We start from the raw sequence: 20,210 nt of genomic DNA on the forward strand, positions 1-20,210 counted from the left end.
TCAGCCGTCACTGGCGGCTCTGAACAGTTCGCGCGCTGCCTGAGGGCTGAAGGCAGCACGCCAGATCGGCACATGGGCTTGCCCCTCCCGCTCGGCCTGGGCCTGTGATGCCGCGCCCAGGCGGCTTTGCGCCAGGGTCTTCAAGTGCGCGCCCTTGAGTTGGAACTGCTCCATGGCGGTCGTTGTGGCATCGTAGTGAAAATGCGCTTCCCACAGTGTCGAGCGGCTGCCCTGGACATCGCGGATCTGGTAAATGTCGAGGAAGTGCTTGTTCCGGCCTTTACCGCGCGGCGCTCGCATCAGTGTCTTGTGCACGCTCACTTGCCGGTGCTCGATCAGGTACAGCAGGCGATTGATGTCGAGCGTTTCCGGTGATTTGTACAGCATCAGGCGCAATGCTTCGCCGTGCTGGCGCAAGCGCTGGGCGCCGCCGCGCAGGCGATCGAGCAGTGTTCGCTGTTCAGCCTCGGTGCTGGATGACTCAATGCCCTGTGCCAAAACCTCCAAGGCCCCGGCGTGACGCTCAAGGGCCTCGACGATGTTGGTCGGGTTTTGCTGTTTCTCGGCATCCTGGTGTGCGCTGTCCAGTTGCTGCTCGACTTTGCCCAGTAACGTATTGGCCTGGGACAGTTGCGTTGCCAGTGACGCAGCGGTGCCAACTCTGCGCTCAACGGCAAGTGGCTGCCAGTAGCCGGCCACCGGATTGACGTAGCGCTGCACCCGGGGCCCGGCAACGATGCCGGGGCTGATGATATCGACCACTTCCCGGCCCTGCTCGTCGGTATGTGCTTGCCCTACCTTAAATGCCGTAGTGCCCTGCTGCCTGACTTTGATCACCCGCTTGCGTGGCCCGGCGACAGGCCGCTGCAGTGGTTGGGCGGGCAGAAAATCAGTGTCCAGGGCCTGCGAATCAAGGCTCAACAAGGTGTTGCTGGTCAGGTCCCGATACATCGACTCAAGTCGCTGCTGTATCTGCCGCATGAGGCTGACCAGCACCTGGTCGATATCGCGCAGGTGGGCTTTATCCAGCGTGGCAGCGGTGTCCTGCATGGATCTTAGCCCTTGCTGGTGGCTGTCGAACTGGCGTTGCAGGTCATCGAGCAGTGAGAGCTGATAGTTTTCCGGGAGGCTGTCCAGGTCGGTGTAGGTGGTCAGGGCGTCGTGCAGTTGCACCAGGCGCAGCGCCGCCTCGGTATTGAACTGGATCGGGGCTTGCGGGTCCGGAGTGTCGCTGATCACCAGCAAGTCCAACTTGAACAGGATCACCGCTGCTTGGCGCATCAGCGGGGTTGCAGGGAAGTCTTCCCTGGCTCGGGCGAGATAAGTGTCGGTCTGAGTGCCTGGAAAACCGCTGGACAGGGCCTCGATATAGGCGGCGTGCTTGTCGAGGAAGGGGCGTTTTTCTTCCAGGTGCTGGAGGATGCGCCGGTGTTGCAGGCGATAGCGGCCATGCTCGCCTTGATGCGGGTCGGCCAGCATTTCCCCGGTTTCACCGGTGAAGGCGAGGTCCTGGCTGAGCATGATTTTTTCCAGGCAATGAAGCCGATACACGTGCATCTCTCGTTGCTGGGGCAGTGTTTGCGGATCGCCCAGGATTGCAAGCAGGTCGATCTTCGTCGAAATGTGTTTGATGGCTTTCCAGTAGGTCACCACCAGGGCGGCGATGGCTTGTTGCTGTGTGTCTGAGCCTCCAATCGCGGCGTTGACCCGGGCAGTGACTTGGGTCATCTGGTCGGCGGTCGTCAGCAGTGCCTGGTTGACCTCAAGCAGTTGCTGGCGAGTGTTGTGCTGCTGTTGAAATTGGGCAGCTCGCTCGGCTGTGGCTGCTGCGCGGTTCTGCTCCTGCATTTGCGCCAGACGCCCTCCTCGGCGGGGCATGCCGGCGGCGCCAGGAACCCGGGCGTAGTACCAGTGCTGGCGATACAGCACAATCGCCGGGCTATCGGCGCGCGGGCCGTCTGCCAGCCGCCATACCCGCCATTCTGGCGTTGATGCCGGGGCGTCAGGCACTATCGGGTATGCCGCGCCCTCGATCATGGCGTAGGTTGTCCCTTGGTAATGATGAATTCCGCTGCCAGGCGTGCCGGCAGTACTGGCCAATGGATGGGCGCTGACCCTCAATCGCCCGGCTGAGACCGCTTGCAGAGGGGGCTCGGCCAGCAGTTCCGGCAGCAGTTCGCGGTTGCGCAGGGCGATGTCGAGCAGTTGTGCGCGCAACATGGCAACACTAACGTCCTTGCGCAATGGGTTGTGTGGATGCTCGTGCAAGGCTTGCAGGAGTGCAGCGCCTGGCATGTCCTGGAAGTGATAGTGGCTGCCGGTGCGGGTCAGGTTCAGGTAGCCCGTGGCGTCGGGAGCAGCGAAGTACTGAACGGGCGATGCGGGGGCGAAGCCTGTAGCGGGTGGGGCCTGAAGGTTCTCTTCGATGCGGATGCCTGATGTGGCTGGCCACTCAGGGTGGCTGGCGAGCAATTGACAGCACAGGGCTTCGACATCCCGGTCGGGGCCCGCCAGTTCATCGTCCAGCTTGCACAGCGCCAACAGGCTGCGGCTTTCTTGCGCAAGCCCGAGCACGGTCGCAATGGGGCCGGGCTCGATGAGGCTGTTCGCTTGTAGCTGCATCAGCTCGGGGTGGCGGTGCAGGGCTTCGCGCGCGGCCGCAACAGACAGACCGGGGAAGCGCAGGGTCAGGGCGGCAATGGCCGGGTTGCCCTCTGCGTTGGTCGGTTGTTGCCTTTCAATCACGCAGCGCAGTTGCCAAGGCAGGTCCGCTGCGACGCTCCATGCCGCCTCCAGCTGTTCGCGCTGCACACCGCTCAGGCGCAACACTGAGGTTATCGCCTTGGCTGGGAGCTGAGGCAGCAGGTGTTCCAGCAATTTGGCGGCGCTCCAGCTTCGCGAATCCAGTTGCTGCGCCACGCGTGCCTCAATTGCCGGTGCACGGCCAAGGGCCGTCACCAACTGCCTTGAGCGGCGCGCCGAGAGCCGTGCGCCGAGGCCCTGAAGCCTGGCGCTGATTATCAGGTCGGCGATATCAGCCGCTGCCTGGACTGCTTCGCTGGTGCGGCCGGACAGCAGTGCGTTGGCTGCGCAAATCGACTGGAAACCGAGGCTGGCGAAGGTGGCGGTGAGCATGGCGCGGTTGAGACCGGTAACGCCGCCGGGAACCGACAGCGTCAGCAGCTCCAGCACTTCGCTGACCACGAACAGCGCACCTTTCTGGAAGGTGTCGAAATCCACGCTGTTGTTGCTGATCGCCATCAGCGAAAGGTCGGCGGCGATCCCGTGCTGCTGCTCCTGGGCGATAGCCTGGAGCAGTGATTGCGATTTCCACGGGCTGTTCGGGTTCTCGACGACATCGAGCAGGGCGGTGGAGGGCTGGGTGGCGAAGGTGTCGTACAGCCATTTGGCCAATGCATTGAGCTGGTTGCGGTCAACGTTGTCAGGCTTGAGCAGTGCCGAGAGTTTTTGTTGTAGCGCAAGCGGCAGCCATTGATAGAGCCAATGCAACGCGCTGGTGTTTTGGCTCTGGTGGATCTGCTGGCGCAGCGAGTCCACAGCGTCGACGGCCGAGACGTGAGAGCGCCAGGCGCCGCCCGGGCGTTCGGGAAAATAGCTGAAAACCCCATCGCCCAGGCGCACCACGAAGAATGGCAGAGGAATCAGGTTGCCCATCAGGGTCTGGGTCATGCGCTGGCTGGCCAGTGCATCCAGTGCCTGCTTGATCGGCCTGAGCAGTGGCTGGGCCTCGGCCAGCCGAAGCAGGTGCTCGATGACCCCGTCCGGCAACTTAAGGCTGAAATACGTCCACTGCAGGCCCCCTGGTCGCTCGCAGGCCGTTTGCAGGCTAGCCAGTTGCTCACGGTTGAATTCGTGGTCGTCGGTGCTGCGATAGGCTTCCAGCAGGGCAAATTGCAGCAGGGCACGCTGGTAGTCGCTGACCGCTTGTGCGCTCAGGGCAGGTAGCTTCTGCTGCAACGCGTCTTGCAAGCGCTTGCCCAGGTTCAGCTTGCGCACGATATCGACGAAGGTGCTGACCGGGATCAGCGAATGACGCCCACCTGACTCGCGGGTGTTGATGCTGCTGGCCCTGAGGAAGTCCTGTCCTGAGCCGCTTTGCAGGGCAATGTTGAAGCCAAAGTTGTCCTGGGCTGCCTGCCAGAGGCTGCGAGTCTGCAGGTGTTCGACTTCCTGGTGGGGGAACTCGCGCTGAATCTCCAGCGAATAGGTGTGCAGGTAGGTGCTCAGGGGGTCCAGCGCCTGGCCGGATGCCAGGGCAAGTTGTTGGCGCAGGTCCTCCAGGGCCTGGTGCTCGAAAGTCCGTTGAAACTGACGCAGGGCATCGCTCAGGCGCTGGCGCAGTTGCGGGCCGAGACGGGCCAGTTGCAGGTAGCGGCGCTGTTCTTGTTCATCCAGGGTTTGCAAGGTCTGGTTCAGATGCTCTTCAATCAGCTCCAGGGTCAGTCGATCCGACCAGCGTTGCTGGTCGTTGGCTGCCAGTGGGTCCTGCTCGACAGTTGAGGGGGGCATGGTGTGCGTCTCCATTGGTGGAAAACGCAGATCAGAGCGCGGCACTGGCGGCGACGGGCGGTAAATAATTGTTGTGGGTTGATTCCGACCACCACCGTCGGATTTGGTCAATTTTTGTGCTATATTCCGCGCCCGCGATTTTTCATCGATTAGCCACCGGTCACTGACATGCAAGCAGCCAAACCACTTTTCGACTATCCCAAGTACTGGGCCGAATGCTTCGGGCCAGCACCGTTCCTGCCGATGAGCAGGGAGGAGATGGATCAGCTCGGCTGGGATTCCTGCGACATCATCATCGTGACCGGTGATGCCTACGTCGACCACCCGTCGTTCGGCATGGCCATCATCGGCCGCCTGCTGGAGGCCCAGGGCTTTCGCGTGGGCATCATTGCCCAGCCGAACTGGCAGTCCAAAGACGACTTCATGAAGCTCGGCGAGCCGAACCTGTTCTTCGGCGTCGCGGCCGGCAACATGGACTCGATGATCAACCGCTACACGGCCGACAAGAAGATTCGTTCCGACGATGCCTACACCCCGGGCGGTATGGCCGGCAAGCGTCCGGACCGCGCCAGCCTGGTTTACAGCCAGCGCTGCAAGGAAGCCTACAAGCATGTGCCGATCGTCCTCGGCGGCATTGAAGCCTCCCTGCGCCGTATTGCGCATTACGACTACTGGCAGGACAAGGTGCGTCATTCGATCCTGATCGACGCCTGCGCCGACATCCTGCTGTACGGCAACGCCGAGCGGGCCATCGTCGAAGTGGCCCAGCGCCTGTCGTTCGGTGAGTCGATCGAGAACATCACCGACATTCGCGGCACTGCCTTCGTACGCCGTGATACCCCGCAAGGCTGGTACGAGGTTGACTCGACCCGTATCGACCGCCCGGGCAAGGTCGACAAGATCATCAACCCGTACGTCAACACCCAGGACACCCAGGCCTGCGCCATCGAGCAGGAGAAGGGCGAGGTCGAAGACCCGAACGAAGCCAAGGTGGTGCAGATTCTCGCCAGCCCGCGCATGACCCGCGACAAGACGGTCATCCGTCTGCCGTCGTTCGAGAAGGTTCGCAACGACCCGGTGCTCTATGCCCACGCCAACCGCGTGTTGCACCTGGAAACCAACCCGGGCAACGCCCGTGCCCTGGTGCAGAAGCATGGCGAAGTGGACGTCTGGTTCAACCCGCCACCCATTCCTATGACCACCGAAGAAATGGACTACGTGTTCGGCATGCCCTATGCGCGCATCCCGCACCCGGCGTACGGCAAGGAGAAAATCCCTGCCTACGACATGATCCGTTTCTCGGTGAACATCATGCGCGGCTGCTTCGGCGGCTGCACCTTCTGCTCGATCACCGAGCACGAAGGGCGCATCATCCAGAACCGTTCGCACGAGTCGATCATTCGCGAGATCGAAGAGATCCGTGACAAGGTTCCCGGTTTTACCGGGGTGATCTCCGACCTTGGTGGCCCGACCGCGAACATGTACCGCATCGCCTGCAAGAGCCCCGAGATCGAATCGGCGTGCCGCAAGCCATCGTGCGTGTTCCCCGGCATCTGCCCGAACCTGAACACCGACCACTCGGCGCTGATCAAGCTGTACCGCAGCGCCCGTGACCTGCCAGGGGTGAAGAAGATCCTCATCGCCTCGGGCCTGCGTTACGACCTGGCGGTGGAATCGCCGGAGTACGTCAAGGAGCTGGTGACCCACCACGTCGGCGGCTACCTGAAGATTGCCCCGGAGCATACCGAGGAAGGCCCGCTGAACCAGATGATGAAACCGGGCATCGGTAGCTACGACCGCTTCAAGCGCATGTTCGAGAAGTACTCGAAAGAGGCGGGCAAGGAGCAGTACCTGATCCCGTACTTCATCGCCGCGCACCCGGGCACCACCGACGAAGACATGATGAACCTGGCCCTGTGGCTCAAGGGCAACGGCTTCCGTGCCGACCAGGTGCAGGCGTTCTACCCGTCGCCAATGGCGTCGGCCACGGCCATGTATCACTCGGGCAAGAACCCGCTGCGCAAGGTCACCTACAAGAGCGACCCGGTGACCATCGTCAAGAGCGAGCAGCAGCGCCGCCTGCACAAGGCGTTCCTGCGCTATCACGACCCGAAGGGCTGGCCGATGCTGCGTGAAGCCCTGGAACGCATGGGCCGTGCCGACCTGATCGGCCCGGGCAAGCACCAGTTGATCCCGCTGCACCAGCCGGCGACCGACAGCTACCAGAGTGCCCGGCGCAAGAACTCGACCCCGGCCGGCAGCCACAAGGTGGCCAAGGAACAGAAGATCCTCACCCAGCACAACGGCTTGCCGCCGCGTGCCAGTGACGGTTCCAAGCCTTGGGACAAGCGCGAACAGGCCAAGGCTGCGGCGTTTGCCCGCAACCAGGAAGCGGCCAAGGCGCGCAAGGATGCCGCCAAGGGCGGCAAGGGCAAGAAGAAGCCCGCCCGCCAGCCGGTTCTGCCGCGCTAACTGAAACGCCAGCCTTCGGGCTGGCGTTTTTGTTTGCGTCGCTGGCAAAGCCTCAAATCTGTGCAAGGCTTGCACGGCGGCCTCGCTACGGTGCGTTTTGAGTGCGACGGTACGGGCTGCATGCAAGGAATCGCAGGCCTGGGGCCATGGCACAAGTCTTGCGCGGTTCCACTACCGCCCAGGCTCGCAGGAGGCCCGCCGTGTCGATTCATGTCGCCTTGCACCATGTCACCGAATACCGCTACGACCGTGCGGTTGAACTGGGCCCGCAAATCGTGCGCCTGCGTCCGGCGGCCCACAGCCGCACGCGGATCCTTTCCTACGGACTGAAAGTGCAACCGGGTGGGCATTTCATCAATTGGCAGCAGGACCCACAGGGCAATTACCTGGCGCGCCTGGTGTTTCCGGAAAAGACCGACAGCCTGCGTGTCGAAGTCGACCTGGTCGCCGAGATGGCGGTGTTCAACCCTTTCGACTTCTTCCTTGAACCCTACGCCGAGCAGATTCCCTTTAGCTATGGCCGTGACGAACGCCATGAGCTGATGCCCTACCTGGAACAGCTGCCGCTGACGCCGATGTTCGCCACCTACCTGCAAAGCATCGAGCGCGCGCCGCAAGCCAGCGTCGATTTCCTGGTGGCGCTCAATCAGCGCCTGAGCGAAGACATCAGTTACCTGATTCGCCTGGAGCCTGGCGTGCAAACCCCGGAGCAGACCTTGGAACTGGGCTCCGGCTCCTGCCGCGATTCGGCCTGGCTGTTGGTGCAACTGCTGCGCCACCTGGGCTTGGCGGCGCGGTTTGTCTCCGGTTATCTGATTCAGCTGACGGCCGACATCAAGTCGCTGGACGGGCCGTCCGGCACCGAAGAAGATTTCACCGACCTGCACGCCTGGTGCGAGGTGTACCTGCCAGGTGCTGGCTGGGTCGGCCTGGACGCCACCTCAGGGCTGTTTGCCGGTGAAGGTCATATTCCATTGGCCTGTAGTTCCGATCCGACTTCAGCGGCGCCGATCAGTGGCCTGGTCGAGCCCTGCGCATGCACCTTCGAACATGACATGAGCGTCGAGCGCCTGTGGGAATCGCCACGGGTGACGTTGCCCTACAGCGATGAGCAATGGCAGGCCATCGTTGCCCTCGGGCGGCAGGTGGATAGCGACCTGAAAGCGGCGGATGTACGCCTGACCATGGGCGGTGAACCGACCTTCGTGGCCATCGACGACCCTGACGGCGCCGAGTGGAATACCGCCGCGTTGGGTGCGAACAAGCGGCGCCTGGCGGGCGAACTGTTCCAGCGCCTGTACAAGCATTACGCCCCCAGCGCTCTGGTGCACTTCGGCCAGGGCAAGTGGTATCCGGGGGAGCAGCTGCCGCGCTGGTCGCTCAACTGCTTCTGGCGCCGCGATGGTGTGCCGTTGTGGAGCAACCCGGCGTTGATTGCCGACGAGCAGGAGGACCTCGGTGCCGACAGCAACCTGGCCGGGCGCTTCCTGGCCAGCGTTGCCGAACGGCTGAAGCTGCCGCCACGCTATGTCTTCGCCGCTTATGAAGACCACCTCTATTACCTATGGCGCGAGGGCGGCTTGCCGTCCAATGTGCGCGCCGACGATGCGCGCCTGAACGACGAGATGGAACGGGCGAGGCTGCGCAAGGTGTTTGGCCAGGGCCTGGACCAGGTCATCGGCCAGGTTCTGCCGCTGGCCCGCAGCGCCGACGAACAACGCTGGCAGAGTGGGCGCTGGTACCTGCGTGATGAACATTGCCGGCTGGTGCCTGGCGACTCGCCGCTTGGCTATCGCTTGCCGCTGGCGGCGCAGCCTTGGGTCAAAGCCGCTGAATACCCCTATGTGCACCCCGCCGACCCGAACCAGACCTTGGGCGACTTGCCCGGTTGTGAAGAGTTGCTCAAGGCCAGTGCGCAGCAGGCAGTCGACCAGCAGGAGCGCGCAGCCCCCGAGATCGATGCTTCGGCAGACTGGCTGACGCGCACGGCGCTGTGCGCCGAGCCGCGTGAGGGGCGGTTGTACCTGTTCATGCCGCCGCTGTCACGGCTGGAGGATTACCTCGAGCTGCTCGCAGTGATCGAAGCCACCGCGGCCGAGCTGCATTGCCCGGTCATCCTCGAAGGCTACGAGCCACCGGCCGATCCGCGCCTGGCCAATTTCAAAGTCACCCCCGACCCCGGCGTCATCGAGGTCAACGTGCAGCCTTCGGCCAGTTGGGATGAATTGGTGGAGCGCACCGAGTTTCTCTACGAACAGGCGCGGCTGACGCGCTTGAGCTGCGAAAAATTCATGATCGACGGCCGTCACACCGGTACCGGTGGCGGCAACCATTTCGTCCTTGGTGGCGCGACGCCGGCCGACTCCCCCTTCCTGCGCCGCCCCGACCTGCTGCGCAGCCTGATCAGCTACTGGCACAACCATCCGTCATTGTCCTACCTGTTTTCCGGCCTGTTCATCGGCCCGACGTCCCAGGCGCCGCGGGTTGATGAAGCGCGTAACGATGCCCTGTATGAGCTGGAAATCGCCTTCGCGCAGATGCCCGAGGCCGGTGAGCAATGCCCGCCGTGGCTGGTCGACCGGCTGCTGCGCAACCTGCTGATCGACGTTACCGGCAACACCCATCGCGCCGAGTTCTGCATCGACAAACTGTATTCCCCGGATGGTCCGGCCGGGCGCCTGGGTTTGCTTGAGCTGCGTGCCTTCGAGATGCCGCCGCATGCACGCATGAGCCTGGTCCAGCAACTGCTGCTGCGTGCCTTGGTCGCGCGTTTCTGGCGTGAACCTTATGCGCCCAAGCGCCTGGCCCGCTGGGGGACCGAACTGCATGACCGGTTCATGCTGCCGCACTTTATCGAGCAGGACTTCGCTGATGTGCTGGTCGAGCTCAACGCCGCAGGTTACCCGCTGCGGGCCGAGTGGTTCGCCGCGCACCTGGAGTTTCGCTTTCCCAAGGTCGGCGACTTTGCCGTCAATGGCATTGAACTGGAACTGCGCCAGGCCCTGGAACCCTGGCATGTACTGGGCGAGGAGGGCAGTGGCGGTGCCACCGTGCGTTATGTCGATTCGTCGCTGGAGCGCCTGCAGGTCAAGGTCAGCGGCCTGTCGCCGGAGCGCTATCAACTGACCTGTAACGGTCGGGCGCTACCCTTGCAGGCAACCGGGCGGGTCGGTGAGTTCGTCGCCGCCGTGCGCTATCGCGCCTGGCAGCCGGCCAATTGTTTGCAGCCGACCATCGCGGTGCATGTGCCGCTGGTGTTCGACCTGCTGGACACCTGGATGGGCCGTTCGCTAGGCGGCTGCCAGTACCATGTCGCCCATCCGGGCGGGCGCAGTTACCAGACCCTGCCGGTCAATGCCAACGAAGCCCAGAGCCGGCGTCAGGCGCGCTTCTTCCGCCTTGGGCACAGCCCGGGCGTGATGGCGATCGCTGAGCCGCAGGTGAACCCGGAACTACCCTTTACCCTGGATTTGCGCCGCAACTGAGCGCTACTCTGAACTGACTTGTGGCCTTCGAGCATTGCCATGCCTGACCTGTTTGATGCTTACCCGCTGAGTGCGGGGACCTATCACGAGATGCTCGAAGGCCAAGGCGCCGTGCGTGGCCATTGGCAACCGCTGTGCGCCTACCTGCAGCGCAGCGGGCCGGCGCAACTGGCTCAACGCCAGGCCTCGTTGACCCGCCAGTTACGCGAGAACGGCGTCACCTACAACGTTTATGCCGACCCCAAGGGCGCCGACCGGCCGTGGGAGCTGGACCTGTTGCCGCACCTGCTGCCGGCCGCCGAATGGCAGCAGCTGGCGGCCGGAGTTGAACAGCGCGCGCGTTTGCTCAATGCGGTGCTGGCCGATATCTACGGGCCGCAGCAGTTGATCCGTGAAGGCCTGCTGCCGGCCGAGCTGGTCTATGGCCATAACAATTTTCTCTGGCCCTGCCAGGGTATCGCCGCGCCGGAAGGGACTTACCTGCATATCTACGCCGTGGACCTTGCTCGCGCCCCGGACGGTCGCTGGTGGGTAACCGCCGACCGTACCCAGGCGCCGTCGGGTGCAGGTTTCGCGCTGGAAAACCGCACCATCGTCTCGCGGGCCTTGCCCGAGCTCTACCGCGATCTGCAAGTGCAGCACCTGTCCGGGTTTTTCCGCACCCTGCAACAGACCCTGGCGCGTCTGGCGCCAAGCGACAAGGACGCGCCGCTGGTGGTGCTGCTGACTCCGGGGCGCTTTAACGAGAGCTATTTCGAGCACCTGTACCTGGCTCGGCAACTGGGTTATCCACTGGTCGAGGGCAGCGACCTGACCGTGCGCGACGCCACGGTGTACCTCAAGACTTTGAGCGGCTTGCGTCGGGTGCACGCGATCATGCGCCGCCTGGACGATGACTTCTGCGACCCGCTGGAGCTGCGCACCGATTCGGCCCTGGGCGTGCCCGGTTTGCTTGATGCGGTGCGCCAGGGCCGGGTGCTGGTGGCCAATGCACTGGGTAGTGGGGTGCTGGAATCGCCTGGCCTGCTCGGCTTTTTGCCCGCGATCAACCAGCGTTTTTTTGCTGAAGACCTGAGCCTGCCGTCGATTGCCACCTGGTGGTGTGGTGAGCCTCCGGTGATGGCCCGCGCCCTGGAGCAGTTGCCCATGTTGGTGGTCAGGCCGGCGTTTCCCTCGCAGAGTTTCAGCCCGGTGTTCGGTCGCGACCTCGACCCGGCCCAACGCCAGGCCCTGGCCGAGCGCATCCAGGCCCGGCCCTATGCCTACGTGGCCCAGGCGTTGGCGCAGTTGTCCCAGGCGCCGGTGTGGCAGGCCGAGCAGGGCCAGTTGCAGGCGCGGGCCATTGGCATGCGCGTGTATGCGGTGGCCACGGCCGAGGGGTATCGGGTGTTGCCCGGTGGCCTGACCCGGGTCGCGGCCCAGGCCGATGCCGAAGTGGTGTCGATGCAGCGCGGCGGCGCCAGCAAGGACACTTGGGTACTTGGCGAGGCGGCACCACAGGGTGAACAGTGGCGGGCCCAGCGCACTATCGGTGTGGCCGAATTGATCCGTCAGGACCCTTACCTGCCATCGCGCGTGGTAGAGAACCTGTTCTGGTTCGGACGCTACTGCGAGCGTTGCGATGCCAGTGCGCGTTTGCTGCGGATCATCCTAACCCGTTACCTGGACGGCGACGATCCGCTGGCCTTGCAAGCAGCGGTGGAGCTGGCCGATGAGTTGTCGCTGCTGCCGGAGGAGGGCGACTTGCCCGGGCGCTTGCGCGCGGCGCTGGATGATGCGGACTGGGCGTTCAGCCTGCGCGCCAACCTGCTGCGCCTGCAGTGGGCGGCGTCGCAGGTGCGCGGCAAGCTCTCACGGGAGAACTGGCAGGCGCTGGTCGAGCTGCAGCGGGAGGCGCAATGCCTGGAGGATGGCGAGGCGGATTTCGGCGAACGGGTGGATGTTCTCAACCGCCTGGTGATGTCGCTGGCGGCGCTCTCGGGGTTTGCCCTGGACGATATGACCCGCGACGAGGGCTGGCGCTTTTTGATGCTTGGCCGGCGCATCGAGCGTCTGCAATCGCTGTGCAGTAGCCTGGCGGCGTTTCTGCGCGGGCCGGCGGTGTACGATCAAGCCGGGCTTGAATGGTTGCTGGAGCTGGGCAACAGCAGCATCACTTATCGCTCGCGTTATCTGGCCGTTGCGCAACTGATCCCGGTGCTCGATCTGTTGTTGCTCGATGAACAAAACCCCCACGCGGTGCTGTTCCAGCTCAAGCTGCTGGTGCGTGCCAACCAGCGCTTGAGCGAAGAGTTCGACAGCCCTCGCGATCCGGCCCTGGCCCTGCTGGCTGAGCAATTGCGCCACTTCGACCTGCGCAGCCTGGAGCATCCACTGTTCGGCAACGCCAGCGTGCAGGCGGTGTTGGCCGGGCTGGCTGATCTGCTGCAAGCGGTCGCCATCGCCAGTGGCGAGCTCTCCGAGCGCCTGGCCCTACGCCATTTCGCTCATGTCGATGATGTCAGCCAACAGACGGTGTCGCTGTGATGAGTGCCCGCTACCAGATTGTTCACGACACCCACTACCGCTACGACAGCCCGGTGTCCCTGGCCCAGCAGCTGGCGCACCTGTGGCCGCGGCCTTGTGCCTGGCAACGCTGTACGGCCCAGGCCCTGCAGGTCAGCCCGCAGCCGACCCAGCGCCGTGATGAGTGGGATGTGTTCGGCAACCCGCTGACCCGCCTGGCATTCGAGCGCCAGCATGAGCAGTTGCGGGTGGTGGCGCGCTTGCAAATCGAAGTGCTGGAGCGGGCCGCGCCGGACTTTGCCGCGGCGCCCGCGTGGGAGCAGGTACGCGATGCCCTGACCTATGCCAACCAGCCGCTTTCGAGCGAGGCTCTGGAAGCCTGTCGCTACCGCTTCGAGTCACCTTATGTGCGGCTCAAGCAGCGCTTCGTTGTCTTCAGCGAGTCCTGTTTTCAACCCGGGCAGGCATTGCTGGCGGGCGTGCAGGCGCTGATGGAGAAGATTTTTACTGAGTTCACCTTCGACGCCGACGCTACCCAGGTCGCCACGCCGCTGGTGGAGGTGCTGGAGCGCCGTCGTGGGGTGTGCCAGGACTTTGCCCACCTGATGCTCGCCTGTCTGCGTTCGCGTGGGCTGGCGGCGCGCTATGTCAGCGGCTACCTGCTGACCCGGCCGCCACCCGGCCAGCCACGGCTGATCGGTGCCGATGCCTCGCATGCGTGGGTTTCGGTATTTTGCCCGGGGCAGGGCTGGATCGATTTCGACCCCACCAACAACCTGCGCCCGGCGCTGGAGCACATCACCCTGGCCTGGGGCCGGGACTTTTCCGATGTGTCGCCGTTGCGCGGGGTGATCCTCGGTGGCGGCTGCCATGACCCGCAGGTGCAGGTCACGGTGATGCCGCTGGATGAAGCCGCTGCCTTGTAGGAGCGGGCTTGACCCGCGATAAGGCCCATCAGGTGTTGCCTGGATTGCGACCGCTACGCGCTCGATCGCGGGTCAAGCCCGCTCCCACAGTCAGTCAGGCTTTTTGTCGACCCACTTGGGCAGGACCGGGGCTTCGAAGCTGTCCATGGCGTCGAGCAGCTCGGCGGGCGAGTCGGCCAGTTGCAGCATGGCGCGGTGTTGCGGGCGTACGAAGCCCTCTTCCACCACATGGTCGAGAAAGCTGCCCAGCTTGCTGTAGAAGCCGTTGACGTCGAGCAGGCCCAGCGGCTTGGCGTGGTAGCCCAACTGGCCCCAGGTCCAGACTTCGAACAGTTCTTCCAGGGTTCCCAGGCCGCCCGGGAGGGCGACGAAGGCGTCGCTCAGTTCAGCCATGCGTGCCTTGCGCGCGTGCATGCCGTCGACCACTTCCAGGCGGGTCAGGCCGGTGTGGCCGATCTCGGCGTTTTTCAGCGCTTCGGGGATGATGCCGATCACCTCGCCGCCCGCAGCCATGGCCGCATCGGCAACGATGCCCATCAAGCCCACGGCGCCACCGCCGTAGACCAGGGTCAGGCCGCGCTCGGCGATGGCCTGGCCGAGGGCGATGGCCGCCTCGCGGTAGGCCGGGTTGACGCCGGTGCTGGCGCCACAGAATACACAAACGGAACGTACGGGCATTGCTTCTCTCCGGTTACAAGCGCACACAGAGTAAGGCGCTGGCCGCTCGCTTCCAAGCCCGCAGTGTTCACTCCGGCCGGGCAAACTCGCAGGAGGCGCCAGCAGCGCCGCAGGCGTAGGCGGCCAGGAGGCTGTTCAGGAAAGTACCAAAGGACATGATCATTTACTCCTAAATGAGAGGTTGTCTCATCCTCCCTCAAAGGTGCATGATGGGCACTTAGATTTCCTGTATACAATCCATAGAACAAATTCACTGCCTGGCTCTTCGGCCAGCGCTTGACCCACATCATGGGCCGGCCTTGCGGTTTCAGGCAGTCTTCAAACTGATAAAAACCCCTGCCATGGAGATTCACGATGTTTGCCAAAGTTGTAGCAGTATCCTTGCTGACCCTCGCCAGCACTCAGGTATTTGCCGCTGAGTGCAAGGCGACGATCGACTCCACCGACCAGATGTCCTTCAACACCAAGGCCATCGAAATCGACAAGAGCTGCAAGACCTTCACCGTCGAGCTGACCCACTCCGGTTCGTTGCCGAAGAACGTCATGGGCCACAACCTGGTGATCAGCAAAGAAGCTGACATGCAGCCAATCGCCACCGACGGCCTGGCGGCTGGCATCGACAAGAGCTACCTGAAAGAAGGCGACGCGCGCGTGATCGCCCATACCAAGATCATTGGCGCTGGCGAGAAGGATTCGCTGACCATCGACGTGTCCAAGCTCAAGGCAGACGAGAAGTACGGCTTCTTCTGCTCGTTCCCTGGCCACATCTCGATGATGAAAGGCACTGTTACCCTGAAGTAATTGCCCTGGGGCTGCTTTGCAGCCCATCGCCGGCAACGCCGGCTCCCACACCGATTACTGCGGGAGCCGGCGTTGCCGGCGATTCAATCAGCGCCTCAAGGCGCGAACGGCATCTCGCGCTTGTGCTGGGTCTTGCGGTACGTGGCGCTGATGATGTCGAAGGCTTCCTGGCTCACCGGCTCGCCATGCAGGAACGCATCGATCTGCGCATAGGTCACCCCATGGGATGCTTCGTCCGGCTTGCCGGGCGCCAGGTCTTCCAGGTCCGCCGTCGGGACCTTTTCCACCAATGAGTGCGGCGCGCCAAAGCTGCGCGCGATGGCCCGTACCTGGTTCTTCACCAGGCCGCTGAGCGGTGCCAGGTCGCAGGAACCATCACCAAACTTGGTAAAGAAGCCCATCACCGCTTCGGCGGCGTGGTCGGTGCCGATCACCAGGCCCTGACGGGCGCCGGCGATGGTGTACTGAGCAACCATGCGCATGCGCGCCTTGGTATTGCCGACGACAAAGTCGACCATTGCCGGCGTGCCGTTCTCCAGGGCCTCGACCTCGGCTGCCAGGGCCCGCACGGCCGGGGCGATGTCGACGGTGTGCACCTCGTCTGCCTTGATCACCTCCAGGCAGGCCTGGGCATCGTGCTCGTCGTGCTGCAGTTGGTAGGGCAGGCGCACGGCGATGAAGCGGTACTGCTCGTCACCGGTCTCGCGGCGCAGTTCGTTGATCGCCCGTTGCGCCATCAGCGCCGCGGTCAACGAGTCGACGCCGCCGCTGATGCCCAGCACCAGGGTCTTGAGCCGTGCGTTGCTCAGGCAGGTCTTGATGAACGCCACGCGCCGGGCGACTTCGGCGTCGAGCGCGGCGCTGTCGGTAAACGGCGGCTGGACCTTGAGCGCTTGCGCAATCTCTCGCTGGACGGCTTGCATGAATTACTCCTTGGACACTTTGAAGACGTGGCGCAGGTAGGCGACGAAGTTTTCGTCGCGGCATTGGGTCTTGGCCGCCTCATCGGAAATCTTGGCGACGGGCTGGCCGTTACAGTCGGTCATTTTAAGCACGATGCTCATCGGCGCCACCCCGGGCAGGTCGCAGGTGAGGTTGGTGCCGATGCCGAAGCTGACGTTGATCCGCCCGCGCAGGGCACGGAAGATCTCCAGCGACTTGGTCAGGTTCAGGCCGTCGGAGAACACCAGGGTCTTGGTCATCGGGTCGATCCCCAGCTTGCGGTAGTGGGCGATGGCCTTTTCCGCCCACTGCACCGGGTCGCCCGAGTCATGGCGCAGGCCGTCGAACAGCTTGGCAAAGTACAGGTCGAAATCGCTCAGGAAGGCATCCATGGTGATGCAGTCGGTCAGGGCGATGCCAAGCAGCCCGCGGTATTCGCGCACCCAGCAATCGAGCGCGGCGATCTGGCTGTCGATCAGCCGCGGCCCCAGTTGTTGATGGGCCATGATCCATTCATGGGCCATGGTCCCCAAGGGCTTGATATCCAGCTTCCGTGCCAGGTGCACGTTACTGGTGCCGACAAAGCGCGCCGGGAAATCTTCCTTGAGCACCCGTACTACTTCTTCCTGAACCTTGTAGGAGAAGCGTCGGCGGGTGCCGAAGTCGGCGACCTGCAACTCGGCCAGCTCGTCGCTGCTGGCATTGGCCTTGAGCCAGTCGAACTTGCGGTACAGCTGGTCGCGTGCGTCGCTGAGCTTTGCCTGCGGATGACGATGGCGGTTGCGTACTTCGCTGATGATCGCAAGCAAAGGCACTTCAAACAGGATCACGTGCAGCCAGGGCCCGCGCAGGCGCAGGTACAGCTGATCGTTCTCCACCCCCAGTTGCAGGTAGCGCAGGTTGAAACGGAACAGCCCGAGAAAGCGCAAGAAGTCCGGCTTCATGAAGCTGATCTGCTCAAGAAAACCCAACTGGCCATTACCCAGGCTCAGTTCGCACAGTTGCTCAATCTGTTCGCGGATCTGCGCCAGATAAGGGCGCAGGTCTTCACCATTGCGGCAGCGGAACTCCCATTCAACGTCGACGTTGGGGTAGTTGTGCAGCACGGCCTGCATCATGGTCAGCTTGTAGAAGTCGGTGTCGAGCAGGTTCTGCACGATGCGATCGGCAAATGCACTCTCGCTCATAAAGGGCTCCAAAGGGGGCGCACGCCATCACCAGCCGCGACGACGCACAGACCTGCGCATTGTGCCAGCCTTTATCGCTGCGGGGGCAGGCCAGGCCTGGGGTAATTCAGTAGCAGGCTACAGGTAGCGGCGCTTTTAGCGCTCAGCGGCTAGCCTGTAATGGTGCCCGCTGTAGCAGTCGCGCACCACGGATGTGCAGTTCGGTTACGCATCCTGTTACAGGCCGGTTGCACGTAACCACAACCAAGGGTTGCAATGATGGCACTTCGCGGTTGCTCTTTTTTGCTGGAACGGGTGGCGCTTGCCGTGAGGCAGACGGTTGCACGACCAATAAAAAAAGGCCGCGAATCCTTGCGCTGCAACTTGTTCACGAGTTTTTCCAGAATAAAAAACCACTGGCACGGCGCTTGCTCAGAGCAATTGCTGAAAGTTGTAGTGCCAACCAAAAAAAACTCCAGGAGCACCACCTCATGTCGCAGACGTTTTACAAGAAAGGCTTTCTGGCCCTTGCCGTGGCTACGGCGCTGGGCGTTTCTTCGTATGTTCAGGCCGACATCAAGATCGGCGTAGCAGGCCCGATGACCGGTGCCAACGCAGCGTTTGGCGAGCAGTACATGAAAGGTGCACAGGCGGCGGCCGACAAGATCAACGCCGCAGGCGGTGTCAACGGCGAGAAGATTCAGCTGGTCAAGGGTGACGATGCCTGCGAGCCGAAGCAGGCCGTGGCCGTGGCCAACCGCCTGGTTGATCAGGAAAAGGTCGTCGGTGTGGTCGGGCACTTCTGCTCGTCCAATACCATCCCCGCTTCGGAGGTGTACGACGAAGCCGGTGTCATCGCCATCACCCCGGGTTCGACCAACCCGCAAGTTACCGAACGCGGCCTGACCGGCATGTTCCGCATGTGCGGGCGTGATGACCAGCAGGGCATCGTCGCCGGCGACTACATCGTCGATGTGCTCAAGGGCAAGAAGGTCGTGGTCCTGCACGACAAGGACACCTACGGCCAGGGCCTGGCCGATGCGACCAAGGCTCAACTGGTCAAACGCGGCGTGACACCAGTGCTGTATGAAGGCCTGACCCGTGGCGAGAAGGACTTCAGCGCTGTGGTCACCAAGATCCGCGGAACCGGTGCCGACGTCGTCTACTTCGGTGGCCTGCACCCGGAAGCCGGCCCACTGGTCCGGCAACTGCGTGAGGCGGGTCTGAAAGACGTCAAGTTCATGTCCGACGACGGCATCGTCACTGACGAACTGGTCGCCACCGCTGGCGGCCCGCAGTACGTCGATGGCGTGTACATGACCTTCGGCGCCGACCCGCGCCTGCTGCCAGACAGCAAGGCAGTGGTTGAAGAGTTCCGCAAAGGCGGCACCGAACCTGAAGGCTACACCCTGTATGCCTACGCCTCGGTTCAGGCCCTGGCCGCCGCCTTCAACGGCGCCAAGTCGAACAAGGGCGAAGACGCTGCCAAGTGGCTCAAGGCCAACCCGGTGCAAACCGTGATGGGTGAGAAGAAGTGGGACAGCAAGGGTGACCTGACGGTCTCCGACTACGTGGTCTACCAGTGGGACAAGGACGGCAAGTATCACCAACTGGAAAAACAAAAATAACAACGGTAGGCGACCCGGGCCTGTGCCCGGGTCGCTGCCCGGTTTTGCGCCGTACCTGTCTTTTCTCGTAGATCTGCACAACCCTGCGCTGCGAGAGCCGCTTCATCCAGGGCTCACCGTAGTCGGCGCTTGTGCAATCTCAAATACGTGAGATTGCGTTATGGATGGTATTTTCCTGCAGCAACTGGTCAATGGGCTGACCCTCGGGTCTGTCTATGGCCTGATCGCCATCGGCTACACAATGGTCTATGGCATCATCGGCATGATCAACTTCGCGCACGGCGAGGTGTATATGATTTCCGCGTATCTGGCGGCAATCAGCCTGGCATTGCTGGCGTATTTCGGTATCGAATCCTTCCCCTTGCTGATGCTCGGGACGCTGATCTTCACGGTGGTGGTCACTGGAGTCTACGGCTGGACCATCGAACGCATTGCCTACAAACCCCTGCGCAACTCCACCCGTCTGGCACCGCTGATCAGTGCCATCGGTATCTCGCTGATCCTGCAGAACTACGCGCAGATCAGCCAGGGCGCACGCCAGCAAGGCGTACCGACCCTGCTCGAAGGCGCCTGGCGCGTCGAGGTGGGCACCGGTTTCGTCCAACTGACCTACACCAAGATCTTCATCCTGGTGGCTGCCTTCGTCGGCATGGCCGCACTCACCTACATCATCAAGTTCACCAAGCTTGGGCGCATGTGCCGGGCCACCCAGCAGGATCGCAAGATGGCCTCGATCCTGGGTATCAACACCGACCGGGTGATCTCCTATGTGTTCGTCATCGGTGCGGTAATGGCGGCCCTGGCCGGCGTACTGATCACCATGAACTACGGCACCTTCGACTTCTATGCCGGCTTCATCATCGGCATCAAGGCCTTCACCGCCGCGGTGCTCGGTGGCATCGGCTCGTTACCGGGCGCCATGCTCGGCGGGATCATCCTCGGTATTTCCGAGTCGCTGTTCTCCGGGCTGATCAACTCCGACTACAAAGACGTGTTCAGTTTCTCGCTGCTGGTGCTGATCCTGATCTTCCGTCCCCAAGGCCTGCTGGGTCGCCCACTCGTGGCGAAGGTGTAAGT

General features: G+C 63.0%; 11 protein-coding genes. 7 read left to right on the forward strand and 4 right to left on the reverse strand.

From position 1 onward, the window contains the following. Positions 1-4,530 (reverse strand): hypothetical protein, encoded by a 4,530-nt coding sequence (locus tag BV82_RS03225; RefSeq protein WP_036995506.1) that lies wholly within the window; start codon positions 4,528-4,530, stop codon positions 1-3. Between the two features lie 168 nt (positions 4,531-4,698). Between BV82_RS03225 and BV82_RS03230 the strand changes: the two genes are divergently transcribed. The 4 genes from BV82_RS03230 to BV82_RS03245 all read left to right on the forward strand — a co-directional run bounded on the left by BV82_RS03230 (position 4,699) and on the right by BV82_RS03245 (position 13,918). Next, positions 4,699-7,002, forward strand: coding sequence for a YgiQ family radical SAM protein (locus BV82_RS03230; protein ID WP_036995507.1), 2,304 nt, complete (start codon positions 4,699-4,701; stop codon positions 7,000-7,002). A gap of 200 nt (positions 7,003-7,202) precedes the next feature. Further along, the gene (locus tag BV82_RS03235; RefSeq protein WP_036995509.1) at positions 7,203-10,487 is read left to right on the forward strand and encodes a transglutaminase family protein; all 3,285 of its coding nucleotides are present in this window, start codon (positions 7,203-7,205) and stop codon (positions 10,485-10,487) included. A gap of 39 nt (positions 10,488-10,526) precedes the next feature. Beyond that, positions 10,527-13,013, forward strand: coding sequence for a circularly permuted type 2 ATP-grasp protein (locus BV82_RS03240; protein WP_036995510.1), 2,487 nt, complete (start codon positions 10,527-10,529; stop codon positions 13,011-13,013). Continuing rightward, a complete protein-coding gene (locus BV82_RS03245; RefSeq protein ID WP_036995512.1) occupies positions 13,013-13,918 on the forward strand; it encodes a transglutaminase family protein in 906 nt (301 codons plus the stop codon). The genes BV82_RS03240 and BV82_RS03245 overlap by 1 nt, the downstream gene beginning before the upstream one ends. A gap of 90 nt (positions 13,919-14,008) precedes the next feature. Here BV82_RS03245 and BV82_RS03250 read toward each other — a convergent pair whose 3' ends face one another. Next, positions 14,009-14,596, reverse strand: a complete 588-nt coding sequence (locus tag BV82_RS03250; protein ID WP_010221620.1) for an LOG family protein — start codon at positions 14,594-14,596, stop codon at positions 14,009-14,011. Between the two features lie 354 nt (positions 14,597-14,950). On the opposite strand from BV82_RS03250, the gene azu reads away from it, so the two are divergent. After that, entirely contained in the window at positions 14,951-15,397 is a 447-nt protein-coding gene (gene azu, locus BV82_RS03255; RefSeq protein WP_010221621.1) for an azurin, read from the forward strand. Between the two features lie 95 nt (positions 15,398-15,492). Here the strand turns inward: azu and nadE are convergent, their stop codons facing one another. Beyond that, the gene (gene nadE, locus BV82_RS03260) at positions 15,493-16,320 is read right to left on the reverse strand and encodes an ammonia-dependent NAD(+) synthetase (RefSeq protein WP_010221622.1); all 828 of its coding nucleotides are present in this window, start codon (positions 16,318-16,320) and stop codon (positions 15,493-15,495) included. A 3-nt stretch (positions 16,321-16,323) separates the two neighbouring features. Continuing rightward, entirely contained in the window at positions 16,324-17,526 is a 1,203-nt protein-coding gene (gene pncB, locus BV82_RS03265) for a nicotinate phosphoribosyltransferase (protein WP_010221623.1), read from the reverse strand. A gap of 470 nt (positions 17,527-17,996) precedes the next feature. On the opposite strand from pncB, the gene BV82_RS03270 reads away from it, so the two are divergent. Together BV82_RS03270 and BV82_RS03275 are read left to right on the forward strand one after the other, a co-directional pair. Next, positions 17,997-19,133 carry a branched-chain amino acid ABC transporter substrate-binding protein gene (locus BV82_RS03270; protein ID WP_010221624.1) on the forward strand — a complete coding sequence of 379 codons (1,137 nt, stop codon included), beginning with the start codon at positions 17,997-17,999 and terminating at the stop codon, positions 19,131-19,133. 160 nt (positions 19,134-19,293) lie between these two features. After that, entirely contained in the window at positions 19,294-20,208 is a 915-nt protein-coding gene (locus tag BV82_RS03275) for an ABC transporter permease subunit (RefSeq protein WP_010221625.1), read from the forward strand. Positions 20,209-20,210 lie beyond the last annotated feature (2 nt).

It is taken from the genome of Pseudomonas donghuensis, assembly GCF_000696345.2.
GTDB classification, from domain to species: Bacteria; Pseudomonadota; Gammaproteobacteria; order Pseudomonadales; family Pseudomonadaceae; genus Aquipseudomonas; species Aquipseudomonas donghuensis.